Annotated in this window: 18 protein-coding genes; 5 read left to right on the forward strand and 13 right to left on the reverse strand. The window is 43.9% G+C overall.

Features of this window, described 5'->3' with window-relative positions; genetic code table 11:
- Window positions 1-79: 79 nt before the first annotated feature.
- Genes PMPD1_RS21040 through rfaQ form a run of 8 tightly spaced genes read right to left on the reverse strand, consistent with a single transcriptional unit; the run spans window position 80 to window position 7738 of the window.
- Window positions 80-853, reverse strand: a complete 774-nt coding sequence (locus tag PMPD1_RS21040) for a glycosyltransferase family 25 protein (RefSeq protein ID WP_173635876.1) — start codon at window positions 851-853, stop codon at window positions 80-82.
- Between the two features lie 53 nt (window positions 854-906).
- A complete protein-coding gene (locus PMPD1_RS21045; RefSeq protein ID WP_354292714.1) occupies window positions 907-1935 on the reverse strand; it encodes a glycosyltransferase family 8 protein in 1029 nt (342 codons plus the stop codon).
- Window positions 1936-1992: 57 nt separating this feature from the next.
- Window positions 1993-2685 (reverse strand): lipopolysaccharide core heptose(II) kinase RfaY, encoded by a 693-nt coding sequence (gene rfaY / locus PMPD1_RS21050; protein ID WP_173635877.1) that lies wholly within the window; start codon window positions 2683-2685, stop codon window positions 1993-1995.
- A 1-nt stretch (window position 2686) separates the two neighbouring features.
- A complete protein-coding gene (locus tag PMPD1_RS21055) occupies window positions 2687-3712 on the reverse strand; it encodes a glycosyltransferase family 8 protein (RefSeq protein ID WP_173635878.1) in 1026 nt (341 codons plus the stop codon).
- Window positions 3713-3717: 5 nt separating this feature from the next.
- The gene (locus tag PMPD1_RS21060) at window positions 3718-4752 is read right to left on the reverse strand and encodes a glycosyltransferase (RefSeq protein WP_173635879.1); all 1035 of its coding nucleotides are present in this window, start codon (window positions 4750-4752) and stop codon (window positions 3718-3720) included.
- 1 nt (window position 4753) lies between these two features.
- Complete coding sequence (rfaP, locus tag PMPD1_RS21065) at window positions 4754-5554, reverse strand: lipopolysaccharide core heptose(I) kinase RfaP (RefSeq protein WP_173635880.1); 801 nt, start codon at window positions 5552-5554, stop codon at window positions 4754-4756.
- Window positions 5547-6671 carry a glycosyltransferase family 4 protein gene (locus tag PMPD1_RS21070; RefSeq protein ID WP_173635881.1) on the reverse strand — a complete coding sequence of 375 codons (1125 nt, stop codon included), beginning with the start codon at window positions 6669-6671 and terminating at the stop codon, window positions 5547-5549. The genes rfaP and PMPD1_RS21070 overlap by 8 nt, the downstream gene beginning before the upstream one ends.
- A complete protein-coding gene (gene rfaQ, locus PMPD1_RS21075) occupies window positions 6668-7738 on the reverse strand; it encodes a lipopolysaccharide core heptosyltransferase RfaQ (protein WP_173635882.1) in 1071 nt (356 codons plus the stop codon). Before rfaQ ends, PMPD1_RS21070 begins: the two co-directional genes overlap by 4 nt.
- Before the next feature lie 418 nt (window positions 7739-8156).
- Between rfaQ and waaA the strand changes: the two genes are divergently transcribed.
- Window positions 8157-9431 carry a lipid IV(A) 3-deoxy-D-manno-octulosonic acid transferase gene (gene waaA / locus PMPD1_RS21080; protein WP_173636309.1) on the forward strand — a complete coding sequence of 425 codons (1275 nt, stop codon included), beginning with the start codon at window positions 8157-8159 and terminating at the stop codon, window positions 9429-9431.
- Between the two features lie 41 nt (window positions 9432-9472).
- Window positions 9473-9949 (forward strand): pantetheine-phosphate adenylyltransferase, encoded by a 477-nt coding sequence (gene coaD / locus PMPD1_RS21085; RefSeq protein WP_173635883.1) that lies wholly within the window; start codon window positions 9473-9475, stop codon window positions 9947-9949.
- A gap of 39 nt (window positions 9950-9988) precedes the next feature.
- On the opposite strand, the gene mutM is transcribed toward coaD, so the two are convergent.
- The 4 genes from mutM to radC all read right to left on the reverse strand — a co-directional run bounded on the left by mutM (window position 9989) and on the right by radC (window position 12251).
- Window positions 9989-10798, reverse strand: a complete 810-nt coding sequence (gene mutM, locus PMPD1_RS21090; RefSeq protein WP_173635884.1) for a bifunctional DNA-formamidopyrimidine glycosylase/DNA-(apurinic or apyrimidinic site) lyase — start codon at window positions 10796-10798, stop codon at window positions 9989-9991.
- 80 nt (window positions 10799-10878) lie between these two features.
- Window positions 10879-11046, reverse strand: coding sequence for a 50S ribosomal protein L33 (gene rpmG / locus PMPD1_RS21095; protein ID WP_001051798.1), 168 nt, complete (start codon window positions 11044-11046; stop codon window positions 10879-10881).
- An 11-nt stretch (window positions 11047-11057) separates the two neighbouring features.
- On the reverse strand, window positions 11058-11294 hold the full coding sequence (rpmB, locus tag PMPD1_RS21100) for a 50S ribosomal protein L28 (RefSeq protein ID WP_173635885.1): 237 nt from the start codon (window positions 11292-11294) through the stop codon (window positions 11058-11060).
- 288 nt (window positions 11295-11582) lie between these two features.
- Window positions 11583-12251, reverse strand: a complete 669-nt coding sequence (gene radC, locus PMPD1_RS21105) for a RadC family protein (RefSeq protein WP_173636310.1) — start codon at window positions 12249-12251, stop codon at window positions 11583-11585.
- Between the two features lie 198 nt (window positions 12252-12449).
- Here radC and coaBC point away from each other — a divergent pair, with 198 nt between their 5' ends.
- From coaBC to slmA, 3 genes are all read left to right on the forward strand, one after another.
- Window positions 12450-13664 carry a bifunctional phosphopantothenoylcysteine decarboxylase/phosphopantothenate--cysteine ligase CoaBC gene (coaBC, locus tag PMPD1_RS21110; protein WP_173635886.1) on the forward strand — a complete coding sequence of 405 codons (1215 nt, stop codon included), beginning with the start codon at window positions 12450-12452 and terminating at the stop codon, window positions 13662-13664.
- On the forward strand, window positions 13642-14100 hold the full coding sequence (dut, locus tag PMPD1_RS21115) for a dUTP diphosphatase (RefSeq protein ID WP_173635887.1): 459 nt from the start codon (window positions 13642-13644) through the stop codon (window positions 14098-14100). Before coaBC ends, dut begins: the two co-directional genes overlap by 23 nt.
- A 118-nt stretch (window positions 14101-14218) precedes the next feature.
- Complete coding sequence (gene slmA, locus PMPD1_RS21120; protein ID WP_173635888.1) at window positions 14219-14815, forward strand: nucleoid occlusion factor SlmA; 597 nt, start codon at window positions 14219-14221, stop codon at window positions 14813-14815.
- Between the two features lie 94 nt (window positions 14816-14909).
- On the opposite strand, the gene pyrE is transcribed toward slmA, so the two are convergent.
- On the reverse strand, window positions 14910-15551 hold the full coding sequence (gene pyrE, locus PMPD1_RS21125) for an orotate phosphoribosyltransferase (protein WP_173635889.1): 642 nt from the start codon (window positions 15549-15551) through the stop codon (window positions 14910-14912).
- Window positions 15552-15580: the final 29 nt, after the last annotated feature.

Consider the following 15580-nt stretch of genomic DNA (forward strand, 5'->3'; position numbering starts at 1 on the left):
TGGATAATATTTTAAGCGTATTTTTGACATAATACAGAGAAAATGAAAGGTGTTGCAAAGTTATCCCCAATTAAGACTGTTATCGTTGCAAAGAAAAAAACAAAACTCTAATCCATGATCTAATTTTCTTTAAGCCCATTCGGAACTTACTTCTTTTGGTCTTGTAACCAGACAGCATTAGTCTCTCTGACTCGAGGTTACTGTTTAGCGGAGTTACTATTGGGTGAGAAATTATTTCAGACAAATAAAAATCTGTAATAATCCCTTTCTTATACATCAAGTTCCAGTTGTCTGCACGATAAGTTCCAAAACTATCTAATAAGGCAACGAACTCTTGACACATTTGATAACTAATAAGATAACAACAAGCTCTTCGAACCTTTTTTTTATTATAGGTCACCCTTCGTAGGCGAATCCTTCCTATGGAAGCAAAATTAAAAAAACTTACACTTAAAACAGGATATTCATGAAGCCCTTTTTGCCCGCCTAATAAATATAAGTTCTTGCAATCAAGCTTTTTATATTGCCCATAATTTAAATGATTTAATAAGTGTTTTAATCTTTCATCAACCTTAACATCATCCTCCAGAATAATACTCCATTTATGTTTCTTTTCCAGGATGTCATGATAAATTTTTTGATGGCTTATCGTACATGCTATTTCACTATTTGTCATGACAGGGCCGTCGCCTTTTGATTTAAAAGACGATATAATTTCTTTATTGTCATCATTTTTTGCATCGATTGCATCAAAAAAAACGAAATCAATGTCCATCTCACGAAGGTCTTTTTCAATTTTATTTCTTCTTTTTTTATCGCGAGCGAGTGATATAATATATACGGGTATAGTCATTTAGAGGACCTTAAAGTTTAATAAAAAGTATAGCAATTTTTATTAAAATTAAATTATCTCATTATTCTTTTTAGTTTTTCAAAAATATATCTTGAATAAGAAAAGGTTGCAGAAATATAACATCCACTTTTTCTATAATGTCTATATTTTAACTTAAGTTGCTTTTCACCTTTAGCATTAGATAGAGGTATATCACACCATGCCGAACCCAAAAAAGCATCATTAAAAAATTTCTGGCAGGGATAGTCAGTCCAATTATGCCAAGGTTTCGTCACGCCGACATAATGAATCAACTTTGTGTCTTCATGAATGGTTTTTTTATATTCATTTGCGTCTTTGTTCTTAAGCTCATAGTCTAAACCATAAAAGCAATTGTAATTGCCGCTCATAAATAGACAATGGCTAAAAAATAATATATTTAGTATATCTTGATCAAGACATTTATATTTAACATGCATTGGATCATCAGCAAGCATATTTATTGCTTTTTCAGATAATTTACGGCTTTTCCATTCAGACAGCATTATAAATATAACACCAGCATTAAAATAGTTACCCGCTAAATTATCTATATTTAAACGAATTGCAGGCTTTCCTTGCATATAAGGAATATCCCTAACTACTGCTACGAAATGGTTCCGATCAAACTTAATTTCAAATAGTTCATATAAATTTCCTTTGCATATGACATCAGCATCAAGATAGAGCACTTTATCGCATTCGCCACTTAAATACTCGAAAGCAATAAAACGAAAAAAAGTTGCATAAGACCATTGCCTGGCACTAGGAAATATTTTATTAAAACCATCAGAAATCTTATATATTCTTACTAATGTATTTTTCCTCGAATTAGTAAAATCTTTTACCCGTTTTAAGTAATCGTCATTTATAGAGTCAGTAAATATATGGAATCTGAGTAAAATATCACTATTGTGCAACGCTATCGATTGCATCGATATCGCGGCACCAAGTAGGAAATCATTGTCTACGCCATATGCAATATCAAGGATTGGCTTGCCACAATGTTTATCTACTTTACCTAATGTATATATATTACTGATTCCCTCTTTAACTATATCCATAAATTATCCAAACAGTATCGTGAAATTAAAAACTAATGATAAAACTAGAATTAAAAACTATTTCTTCCCTTTTATTTTTTTCATAAAATTACGGAACCGCAACTTATAGATAACTTTATAGTATCCTAGATCTTTTATTTCGTTTTTTATTCCTAAATGCCGTTCCATTGCCATGCGATCCTTTGCTCTTCTCTCAGAATTACAACTTTTCCCTGATAAATCAATAATTCTAACTCCGCTATTACTAATAATAAAATTCCCTTTATGCGGATCCCCTGATAACATACCTACTTGATGCAGTTTCTGCATAGAAAGTTTTATTTCTGATTTAATATTATCTTCAATAATCTCTAAATCGCTTAGCTCTACTCCCTCGACATACTCGATTAGCATAATAAAGACACTTGCATAATTAAATATCTTTCGCTCGGCTAAGAAATAAAAGTCATTCGGGAAAAGCAATCCTGTACTTCTCACCCGGTCAGTTTCAAAAATTAAATTTTTATAATAATCACCTTTAACAAATGACTTTAAAAACCTTTCAACTTTTTTACTCTTGGGAGCAAATACCTTATATACAAATTTTCCATACGATGTTTCTATTAATGAGACCTTAGTATCATCAATATTTCTAAGTACCTTTAAGGTTTTTACTTTATATTTTAGTACATCATCCAAAATGCTTTTATACTTTGAATCATTATCTTTTAGATAAACAAAAAGACCTTTATATCGATAGGAACTTATCATTTCAAAACCATTTATTTTTTAACTTAGAAAGATTATAAGATATAGCCTTATATAGGCCTAACACATATTCTTTTTTTGCTAATCTATGTTTATATTCTTTTTGCTTTTCAGTAACAGAAATTGCTTTTTTTAAACCACTTTTATCCCATGGCGATAATTTAAAAGCATCATAAAAATATTTTGTTGATGGATAGTCAGCCCATTCATGCCAAGGTTTAGTAATTCCCGTATAGTGAATTAATATAGTGTCTTCTTTTATAATATCTCTATAACGTAAATGCGTTCTATCATTCAATTCATTTTTAATCGAGTAGATACAATTGAATTTTTTTGGTAAATAAATAACTTTTTCATTCAAAATAATGTTCAAAATATCTTGATCAGGATATTTAACTTTACCACCAATCTCAGGATCTAACAGCATATCAATGGCAATATTAGTTAGACCACACGCACGCCAAATGGACAAATTAACTAACATGACGCCAGAGTTAAAGTACTCTACTCCAGATAATAGTTCCTGTCCTAACTTAGATGTACTTTTAGTCAGCGTTGATGATAAGTCTTTAACGACTGCAGCAATATTATCTTCTAAATCTAATGTAACTAATTGATCAACGCTACCTTTGCAAAAAACATCAGCATCTAAGTATAAAACTCTTTTTAAGCTTTGGCCCAAATACTCGAATGCAAGAAGTCTGAAATACATAGCATAAGACCAAATTTTAGTACTTGGTAGCTTTGAAAAAAAATCGACGGAGACAATATAAACAACTATCTTTGTATTAAAATATTTTGCAATAGAGTTTAATTTATTACGGTAATCTATTTGACATTCATTTAAAAATAAATGAAAACAGAATTGCTTATCTTTATTATTAGTCAGTAGTGAAACAATAGATATAGCAACACCAAATTGATAGTTCTCATCCACACCATAGGTAACGTTAAGCACATTATCTTGTAAAGGGCTAGAGTAGTCTATTTCGTCAGCAGCACTTACTGAGTCAGCGAGTCTATAATCCATAAATTTCATTCACTTTTTATAATCTTTGACAAAAAATATTTAAAGTAAAAAACAAACCCTCTGAAGTAATTCTTTTTATTTATTTCGTGTTTTGCAGCATAGCGTAATTGACTACTACTTACCGGCTCCAGCAATGGTGAACTTTTCCATGGGGATGCGTTTCTTACTGTAAGAAAAAAATCTGTCACCAAATATTCGTTTGCCCAAGCATGCCATGGTTTTGTAGGCCCAATATAGTGGATGAGCCTTACATCTGTATATAATGGTCGGATGGGGTCTTTTTTTAACTCATAGTTGATACTATATTGTGTATTGTATTTTTTATCCAGAAACATAACTTTTTTGCATGCAACTAAATTTAAAACGTCTTGATCAAAATAAGTTATTTTATTTATGAGATTCTTATCCGAAAGCGCAGCCATCGCTTTTTCAGTTATCTGCTGTTTTTGCCATTCAACAATATTAATGATCAGAACGCCACTGTTAAAATAACCATCGGCTAGAATAGGTTCCCCCAACCTCTCTGCCCTATTTTTCCACCAAACATCATTTCTTTCGGTAGCTGCAGCTAAGACATTATTCTGCAAAGCAATATCAAAAAGTGGATTAATACTCCCTATGCACAACACATCAGAGTCGAGATAGATTACCTTATCTATTTTATGAGCAAAAAAATCAGCAATAATAAATCGATAGTAGATAGCTGCTGACCATAATTTATTAACGGGAAGAAGGGTAAGTTTTAACTTGTCAATGAAATGTATTGTAACTTTTGTTTTATATTGACTCGAAATTTCTTTAAACTTGTTCTTTTCATCCTCATTTAACTCATCAGTGAATACATGGAAATGCAGATTTTTCCCTCTACTCTCTCTCAGTACTGAAACAATTGATACTGCACATCCCATGAGAAAGGCACGATCCGTACCGTAAGTAATATGGCTTACGTTAACCTCATCATAAAAATAATTATCAGAGATAAATTCGATGCTTTCAATTACTATTTCATCTGCATTAAAATACATAGTATTTTTATCCATATCATAGAGACTTTCTGATAGTCCTTTCTTTTATCTTCTCAGCTTTCATGTCGATGTGCCGAAGCAATTCATTTTCTATCTTTAAATTTTCACGGAGACTATCACAAGGAAAATAAGTCATCATAAAGCGGATGTAATCACGCCTTGTCAACCCGATATCCAGAGACGAAAAATATAGGCCAATTAAATCTTTGTCTCGCCAACGACGTGGTACTTTTGTTCGAATTTGTGAGCGATGCAAATCAATAACCGATAGTTTTAATGTATTTTCAGTACCATCAAAGGGTAAATGCAATAAAAAATGACAGATATAACAGTCGCGATGATTAATACCACTTCGGTGCATTTCTCTGACCATCTCTGCAACACGTTTTATAATTGCGCGTTTAACATGTAGTTCCGGAGGGTTTTTGACCCAATCCGCGCAATAGTCTTCCAGGCTAATGGTCGGCGCTAAATCCTCGGTGATGATAAAAGAGGTTCGACGCAACGGGTTAAGCCCTTTCTGACCAAAGCCAATCCCCTTCATTGTATCTACGCCCTGTTCGGCAAGACGATGAATGGCTTTCCACTCACGATCAGCGCCCAAGACTGGCAAGCGCAATGAAAGAAGGTTTTTCACCACCTCTTTGAGAGTCGTACCGTAATGGAGTTTAATAAAATACCCTTTTCCGGCGATCTCAAAACGCAATGTTTTGCGGGTTTCCAGGGCACGGAAAACGTCCCCCTGCAGTTTTTCTGCTTCAGAAAAAGGATCTTTACCTCGCCACAGGGTCGCCAGCGGCTCGTTGAGTTCAACCATGTTGATTATCCGTAATTATATCTGCGGCACGCTCTGGCAAACTGTATAAATCTTGCGTATCGGCGTAAGAACGCGCGTTATCCGCCCATGCCTGACGCAATGCCGGCTTACTTAACGCGTTGCAGAGCACATTATTCAGGCGTTCCTGCCGATATGGTTCGGTAATAACCTCGCCACAATTAGCCTTAGTAAGGTGATGTGCGTAACCACAAACCTCAGTTGCAAGTACCGGTAAACCTGCAGCTATCGCTTCAAGTAACACAATACCTGCGGCTTCCTGATATGCAGGGTGCATTAAGAGGTCTGCCGCAGCCATTAATTCTGCAACATCGTTACGACCAGAGAAAAAGCGTACATTTTTCCCCACGCCTCGTTTTTCCGCGATCGCAGCAAAGCGGGTAGGTTTATCTTGGCCAACAACGTACAACAAGGTGTTTTGTCTAATGGTTTCAGGCAAAGCTGCCACAGCCTGAATTGAGCGATCAACACCTTTACGGGTGAAATCGGAACCCACCTGCAACAACAGATTCTGATGCTCTGTTATCCCATTCTTTTCTCTATATATTTTGCGAGCTTCGGGGATCTGATTACTGTATTTACGGTCGGGATAAATTCCCGGTGGCAGAATAAGAAATCGCTCTGGCTCGGTATCATAGTAGTTTCGGAAATCAGCGATTTGTTTTTCCGTCAACATCAATAACGTTGTCTTGGCGCCCCGCTCAAAAGTCGCTCGCTCAAAAGCCGCATAATGTCGGTAACGCCCGGTCAGCCGATATAAACATCCTTTTTCGCGTGCAACTTTCTCTGCATAGCAAACATCCGCGGCGTAATACACATCAAGTCCAGGCATTTTGTTAAACCCGACAACTCGATCAACTGGGTGTTGTTTGAGATCTGCCTGTACCCATTGGTAATACTCAGCATTACGACCATGATTGGTTCTGGATTTAACAGCCACCTGTATCAATTTGAATTCAGCTGGACACTCTCCCTGCCAGGATTGAACATATACACGAACCTGATGGCCACGTGCAGCCACCGTCTGCGCAATGCGCATAAAATCGCGTTGTAATCCACCAAACGGGAAATATTTGTACAAGCAAAAGGCAACAATCATGATTCCTGATCCATCGATAAAGATGCACGATGTGGCGGCAAAAGGCGTTCCGCTGCGGAGATAACATCAGTAGCTGGAATAACCGAGAGATACCGTTTATTGCGATCCCGCTGTTCACGAGGCGGCATTGGCTGATAATCCCCCGCCCAGAACTGGATCATATTTTTTGACCACGGACGCCAAAACACATGGTCCGTCGCACCAAATAAGCAAATAATCGGGGTGTTTACAGCAGCAGCAATATGACCCGGTGCGGAATCCACACCAATAAAGAGATCAGCATGATCAATCAGTGCGCCCAACTCAGGAAAACTCGTTTTTCCCGCTAAAGCAGTTACCGGAGCGGTTTTACATCCAGTAGCAATGGCATGAACACACGCCAAGTCGCTTTCTCCTGGGCCAGATGTCAGAACAACGTCGTATCCGCGCGCGTGCAAAGCGTCAATAAGCTGCGAAAATTTCTCATCATCCCAGCACTTAAAAATCTGGCGTGCCGTGGGCTGTATCACCACGTAATGCTCGCCGACTCCAAACTTAGCGAGTTCATGTTGAATACGTTGCCAATGCTCAGCTTTATAGCTCATGGTCGTTTCAGTACAGCGTGATTTGAGCTGAAGCACGTCTAATACTGACAGATTACTTTCAACCACATTCTCCCCTTTCAGAGGAGCTAAATGAGTAAAGCTGTTACGCCAGAACGATGCCTGTCTATGGGTATAATCTTGGGATATTTTGACTTTTGCCCTTATCATGCGGACCAACATCGCAACGATCCATTGATCCGTCAGGTTTACGATCAAATCATAGTGATTTTGCCGCAATACCTTCACCAAAGAACAAAAGTTGGAAATTTTCGCTCTTGTTCCTGCGCCTTTATTACTGACGCCATACAGCGCATTGATATCCGGATTTTCCGATAAAATTGGAATAGTATCCTGATACAAAAGCACGTCGATTTTCGCATTAGGGTAACTCTGTTTCAGAGTGCTGATAACCGGCGTCGTCAGCAACATATCCCCATGAAATCGCATTTTAATGACTAAAATTTTGTTAAATCGCTTTTCCACAAGCCGCTCTTCGTTGTTGTTAACGCGATGTTGAGAACCTATCCGGGCACGCTACCGCCCCAGGCTCTCCAGCAACCCGATCACTGACCGATACGTCTTACATTTATAGCCGAGTAGTGTAGCACGGCCTTGATAGCAATCCGATATGAATGTTTTTTAGACAAAAACCCTTTAATATCTTATAAATCAAAGGCAAAATATGACAAACAACTATAATGTACTAAACATCCGAATTCGAATGTTGGCCCTCATGATTAAAAGATCAATCAGCAATATATCTACATTAAAACTCTTTAAATTCAAAAAGATAATAATCAAATTCCTGAAAAAACACTCGCCTCGGGGGAAAAGTAATGGCAAAGCCCCAGTTAAATACATAGAATCCCATGCAACTTTCTAAGATAACCCTATGGCTATGCTGCAAACGCTCTACACTACACTTCTGTACCTTATACAACCGCTAATCTGGATAAGGCTATGGATTCGTGGTCGTAAAGCGCCTGCATACCGTAAACGCTGGGCGGAACGGTATGGCTATTGCCACGGAAAAGTTACCCCTGGCGGTATTGTACTCCACTCGGTCTCCGTTGGAGAGACGCTGGCAGCTATTCCATTAGTCCGTGCTTTGTTGCACCGCTACCCGACGTTGCCGATTACGGTTACGACAATGACGCCGACCGGTTCTGAACGGGTACAGTCTGCGTTTGGCAAACACGTTTCCCACGTCTATATCCCTTACGATCTGCCCGGCCCGATTAATCGTTTCCTTGATGAAGTGAATCCAAAACTGTTCATCATTATGGAAACGGAACTGTGGCCAAACATTATTACTGAACTCCATCGCCGCCATATTCCGCTCGCGATCGCAAACGCTCGCCTTTCGGAACGTTCAACGGCACGTTACCAAAAACTGGGCGTATTTATTAGCGACATCTTGCGACGAATTACCTTAATCGCCGCACAACATCAAACGGATAAAGAACATTTTATCAAGCTTGGCGCACGTCCGGCGCAAATTGCCGTTACGGGGAGCCTCAAATTTGATATTTCCGTCACTCCACAGCTTGCTGCACGCGCGGTAACACTTAGGCGCCAGTGGGCTCCACGCCGCCAGGTTTGGATCGCGGCCAGTACCCATGAGGGTGAAGAGTCCATTATTCTTGATGCCCACGCCCGTCTGCTAGAACGTTTTCCCGACCTTTTGCTGATTCTGGTACCCCGCCATCCGGAGCGCTTTGTGCCGGTGCGTGAACTGGTACAAAAGAAGAAGTTGAATTTCATTATGCGTAGCAGCGGCGAAATCCCGTCAGGTAGCACTCAAGTGGTGATTGGCGACAGTATGGGGGAGCTGATGCTGCTTTACGGGATTGCCGATCTGGCTTTCGTTGGCGGTAGTCTGATCGAACGCGGGGGGCACAATCCTTTGGAACCTGCGGCGCATGCCATACCGGTATTAATGGGCCCCTATACCCACAACTTCACCGATATTTGCCGTAAATTGCAGGAAGCCGAAGGTCTGATTACTATTACGGATGTCACCTCACTGGAAAAAGAAATTAGCAGTCTGTTAACTGACGAAGACTATCGCCTTTACTATGGTCGACATGCCGTTGACGTCTTGCACCAGAACCAAGGGGCGTTACAGCGTCTGCTACAACTTCTGGAACCTTACTTGCCTCCGCAAAGCCACTAAGCTTTGCCGGATACCGAATCACAACCGGAAGAAGGCAGCTTATGAGCACCAAAGCTATCTATCCAGGCACGTTCGATCCGTTGACCAATGGCCATCTGGATATTCTTAGCCGTGCCGCCCTGATGTTCGATAAGGTGGTATTGGCTATCGCCGCTAGCCCAAGCAAGAAGCCCTTATTTACGCTTGAGGAACGCGTGAAATTGGCACAACAAGTCACCGCCCATTTAACCAATGTCGAAGTCGTTGGTTTTAGTGATTTAATGGCTAACTTCGCCAAAGCGCAGAACGCGAATGTGCTCGTGCGCGGGTTACGCGCCGTATCAGATTTCGAATATGAACTTCAGTTGGCGCACATGAACCGCCACCTACTCCCGACGCTGGAAAGCGTATTCCTCATGCCGTCGGAAGAGTTTTCGTTTGTGTCATCTTCATTGATGAAAGAGGTTGCTCGCCACGGTGGCGATGTCAAAGCCTTCCTGCCGGAACCTATCTATCAGGCTCTGTTAGCAAAATTATGAAATGAGGCCTCACGGCCTCCATTTTATTGTGGTGATATGTTAACGCTGGCAACGCCGGCAAAAGAATGTGCTGCGCTGCCCATGCCTGGCGCTCTCAATCGGCGTACCGCATACCCGACAAGGCTCCCCTGCTCGCCCATAAACCTGCAGCTCCTGAGCAAAATAACCGGGTTTACCATCAGACTGGAGAAAATCTTTTAGCGTGGTACCACCCTGTTCAATGGAGCGCAACAACACCGCTTTAATGGTGGTTACCAACAGTTCTGTTTCTTCGATGGTTAAATCCATTGCCTGGCGATCGGGTGAAATCCCGGCGGCAAATAACGACTCGCTGGCATAAATATTTCCTACGCCAACCACCAATTTGTTCTCCATCAACCACGGTTTGATGGCGGTGCGTTTACCACGCGATTTTGCAAACAGATAATCGCCGCTAAAGTCCTCACTCAAGGGTTCTGGCCCCAGGTGCGCCAGCACACTGCTCCCTTCAAGCTCTGGCGTCCACAGCCATGCGCCAAAGCGGCGAGGATCGGTATAACGCAGCACTTTGCCATTACTCATCACTAAATCGACATGATCATGCTTTGCCGCCGGTATCTCCTCCGGCAAAACACGCAAACTCCCTGACATCCCTAAATGGATGATGATCCAACCGGCGGGCAATTCCAGTAATAAATACTTAGCCCGACGCTGCACGCTGAGCACGGGTTGGTCGCTAAGGGCGTGGATCTCTTGCGAGACCGGCCAGCGTAAACGCCCATTGCGTACAATTGCATGTAAAATAGTTGCACCAACCAGATGTGGTTCAATACCACGGCGACTGGTTTCCACCTCAGGTAGTTCAGGCATGCCAACTCCTCATATTACATTTCCCAACCTCATAAAACGAAAAAACCCGGCCAAAGCCGGGTTTTTCTAAGAAGCCAGAATTACTTAATTTTAGCTTCTTTATAGATCACGTGCTGACGGACAACCGGATCGAATTTCTTCAGTTCCAGTTTTTCCGGCTTAGTACGTTTGTTCTTCGTGGTGGTATAGAAGTGACCTGTACCAGCAGAAGAAACCAGCTTGATCTTCTCACGAATACCTTTAGCCATGATTCAGTTCCTTAGTACTTCTCACCGCGGGCACGAATATCGGCTAACACCGTATCAATACCCTTTTTATCAATTACACGCATACCTTTCGCAGATACACGCAGAGTAACAAAGCGCTTTTCGCTCTCAACCCAAAAACGGTGTGAGTGCAGGTTCGGCAGGAAACGGCGTTTCGTCGCGTTCATTGCGTGGGAACGGTTGTTACCCGTCACCGGACGCTTGCCAGTTACTTGGCAGACTCGTGACATGTCAATTCTCCAAAAATCAAATCAGCTCGAGCTTTAAAAATAAGGTCTTGGCCGCCTCGTCAGGCTATTAGCCCATCCAGGCGAGTTCTATGCGAACCCGCTGAGCAGGCCCAAACGCCAAACCCGAGATTCTCAAAGGTGGCGTAGTATACGCCGGTCAGCGCCTGTGCTCAAGTCCCGAACAGATAAAGATCCCTGCGGATCGCGCAAAATAACGGCGGGAGGCGTGAAAAAGACGCAACGGAGTCAGATCACGCCACGAATCACGGCCTTCCGCGTTTAGCATCGCTAAATCCAGCCGCGTTGTGCAAAGGAGACAAATTCACCTTTACCAACCACCACATGATCCAGCACGCGAACCTCCATCAACAGACAAGCTTTATGTACCCGAGCCGTGATAGCCCGGTCAGCACCGCTGGGCTCAGCACAGCCTGAAGGATGATTATGCGCCAGGATCACCGCCGCCGCATTCAGTTTAAGCGCCTCACGCACAATCTCGCGCGGATGCACCTCAACGCTATTGATGCTACCGCTAAACATGGATTGCGCGCTAATTAGCCGGTGCTGATTATCCAAAAACAGCACCATAAAAATCTCCCTCTCCTGATGCGCCAACATGCTTTGCAGAAAATCTTGCGTCATCTGTGGGTTGGTCAACACACTTTCACGCATCATCTGCGTATTGAAATAGCGGCGAGCTAATTCGGCAACCGCGTATAACTGGGTTAATTTAGCAGTACCAACCCCTTTAACATCTTCAAACGCGGTTTTGTCCGCCGTCATCACTTGGTACAACGACCCAAACGTTTCCAACAATTCCGCCGCTAACACTAAAACATGCTTTCCCGCCACGCCGGTACGCAAAAACAGCGCTAACAGCTCCGCATCGCTTAACGCGCTGGCACCCAGTTTTTGCAATTTTTCACGCGGCAGCAATTGCTTTTCCATCGCCTGCATCACCCCATCCTCCCTTTCCGTCATCGCCGCTACTTTGCCTGTAGTAATAGCGTTTAAGCCAGCAGGAAAGCGGCTTTCTTCGAGACTCCTCGCAAAGGTGGCGGTCTGCTAACAAGTGCGTAGGCCGGAATATGGTAAAATAGGTTCATTCTGGCGCGCAGGGGTGCGTCATAACGAATAGCGTAATGGCGGGAAGATATGATGGGATTAACCGGCAAACACATTGTCCTCGGCATCAGCGGCGGCATCGCAGCCTATAAAACGCCTGAACTGGTGCGGCGGTTACGTGAACGCGGGGCGGAGGTTCGCGTAGTCATGACTGATGCAGCGAAAGCGTTTATTACCCCTCTTAGCCTACAAGCCGTTTCCGGCTTTCCGGTATCCGATGATTTACTCGACCCAGCGGCAGAAGCCGCTATGGGTCATATCGAATTAGGTAAATGGGCCGATCTGGTGATTTTAGCGCCCGCCACGGCAGATCTTATCGCACGCGTCGCCGCAGGCATGGCCAACGATCTGGTTACCACGCTCTGTCTTGCTACCGAGGCGCCTATTGCCGTCGTCCCGGCCATGAACCAACAAATGTACCGGGCATTACCCACCCAGCATAACTTACAGGTGTTAGCGCAGCGAGGCGTGAGGATATGGGGGCCGGATAGCGGTAACCAAGCGTGCGGTGATATTGGCCCGGGGCGCATGATAGATCCGCTGGAAATTGTTGAGCGGGCGGTGGACGCATTCACTTCCGTCAACGACTTGCAACATCTCAATATTATGATTACCGCCGGCCCAACGCGTGAAGCACTCGACCCGGTTCGTTTTATCAGCAATCATAGTTCGGGGAAAATGGGGTTCGCAGTGGCCGCCGCCGCCGCCGCACGCGGAGCCAAGGTGACGTTAATCGCCGGGCCGGTAAACCAGCCAACCCCTCCGCAGGTAAAACGTATTGACGTAGTTACCGCGCTGGAAATGCAGAAAGCCGTGATGGCGCACATAACCGATCAGCATATTTTCATTGGTAGCGCCGCCGTGGCAGACTACCGCGCGGCGGATATTTCTGCTGAAAAAATAAAAAAACAGGGTGAAGAAGTTAGCCTCAAGATGGTAAAAAACCCTGACATTGTCGCCGGGGTCGGCGCTATGGCAGAGGGCAGGCCTTATGTTGTAGGATTTGCCGCTGAAACCCAGAATGTGGAAGAATACGCCCAACAAAAACGCGTGCGGAAGAATCTGGACTTAATCTGCGCCAATGATGTTTCAAAAACCGGGCAGGGTTTCAATAGCGACACCAATGCTCTTCACCTTTTTTGGCAGGACGGAGAAAAATGCTTACCGCTCAGCGATAAGACGCTCCTTGGCCAACAATTATTAGACGAGATTGTCAGCCGTTATGATGAAAAAAATCGACGTTAAAATTATTGATGCGCGCGTCGGCACGGAGTTTCCATTGCCAACTTACGCCACCTCAGGTTCAGCCGGGTTGGATCTACGCGCTTGCCTGGATGCGCCCATTGAACTGTCGCCGGGCGCTACGACCCTGTTGCCGACCGGTTTGGCGATTCATATCGCCGATCCCACCTTGGCCGCAGTCATTCTGCCGCGCTCCGGGCTGGGCCATAAGCATGGCATCGTCTTGGGCAACCTCGTGGGTTTGATTGATTCTGACTATCAGGGGCAACTGATGGTCTCGGTCTGGAACCGCGGTCAGGATAGTTTTACCATTCAACCGGGCGAGCGTGTCGCACAGTTAGTCTTCGTTCCTGTTGTTCAGGCCGAATTTAATTTGGTGGAAGATTTTGATGCCAGCACGCGCGGTGAAGGTGGCTTCGGTCACTCTGGCCGTCAATAACGCATAACGTACAGCCCCGCCACATAACCGTTTCATTTTCAATGCCGTGAGACTTTCTCTCACGGATGTTGCGTGGGTATTTGCCCGTTTATGGAGAATTTCAGGGGTCTTTTAAGTCATGGCAGAAAAAAAAAGCGCGAAAAGGAATCGTCGCGAAGAAATATTACAGGCGCTGGCGCAGATGTTGGAATCAGGCGATGGTAGCCAGCGTATTACCACCGCGAAACTTGCGGCGAATGTTGGCGTTTCCGAGGCGGCGCTTTATCGCCATTTTCCCAGCAAAACGCGGATGTTCGATAGCCTGATTGAATTTATTGAAGACAGCTTGATCACTCGCATTAACGCGATTTTGAAAGAGGAAAAAGAGACGTTACCGCGTCTTCGGCTGATTGTGCAGTTGATTCTCGGCTTTGGCGAACGTAACCCTGGTCTAACGCGTATTCTGACCGGTCACGCGCTCATGTTTGAGCAGGATCGCCTACAAGACCGCATCAATCAGTTGTTTGAACGCATTGAGGTGCAGCTACGCCAAGTGATGCGTGAACGAAAAATGCGCGAAGGTGAAGGGTTCGCTACCGATGAAACGCTACTTGCCAGCCAGTTACTGGCATTTTGTGAAGGCATGTTATCGCGCTTTGTGCGTTCCGAGTTTCGCTACCGCCCCACGGTTGAATTTGAAGTACGTTGGCCGCTGCTGGCCGCCCAGTTGGTATAAGCCATTGCCACGGCGCCGCTAACGAAATACGTTATCTGATACGTTAACCACGTTAGCAGCGCCGCCCAACTTTCCCGCCTATCACCGGCGAAGATTAGATACCATACTCGCGCTGATAAGCCCGTACCGCTGCCAGATGGTCAGCCATTTCCGGCTTCTCTTCCAGATACGAAATTAACTCTTTCAACGTAATGATCGCCGTTACTTTGCAGTGATAATCGCGCTCGACTTCCTGGATAGCAGAAATGTCTGCCCGGCCACGTTCCTGACGGTCCAGAGAAATTAACACCCCAGCCAACGTCGCCTCGTGCGCGGCAATAATCTCCATTGATTCGCGTATCGCGGTACCGGCGGTAATCACATCATCGACCAACATAATGCGCCCCTGTAGCGGGCTACCAACCAGCGTTCCGCCTTCGCCGTGATCCTTCGCCTCTTTACGATTAAAGCAATAAGGCACATCGCGATCATGATGGTCAGCCAGCGCCACAGCCGTGGTAGTTGCAATCGGAATACCTTTATAGGCAGGCCCAAACAGCAGATCAAACTCAATATGCGAATCAACCAACGCCTGAGCGTAGAAACGCCCCAGCAATGCCAGATCGCGTCCGGTATTAAACAGACCGGCATTAAAGAAATAGGGACTTTTACGACCCGATTTCAGCGTGAATTCACCAAATTTTAGTACCTGTTTATTCAGGGCGAACTCGATAAATTGGCGCTGCCAGGGTTTCATTCCACTCTCCTCTAAAATAGGTCAAAAAA

Source organism: Paramixta manurensis (assembly GCF_013285385.1).
Lineage (GTDB): Bacteria > Pseudomonadota > Gammaproteobacteria > Enterobacterales > Enterobacteriaceae > Paramixta > Paramixta manurensis.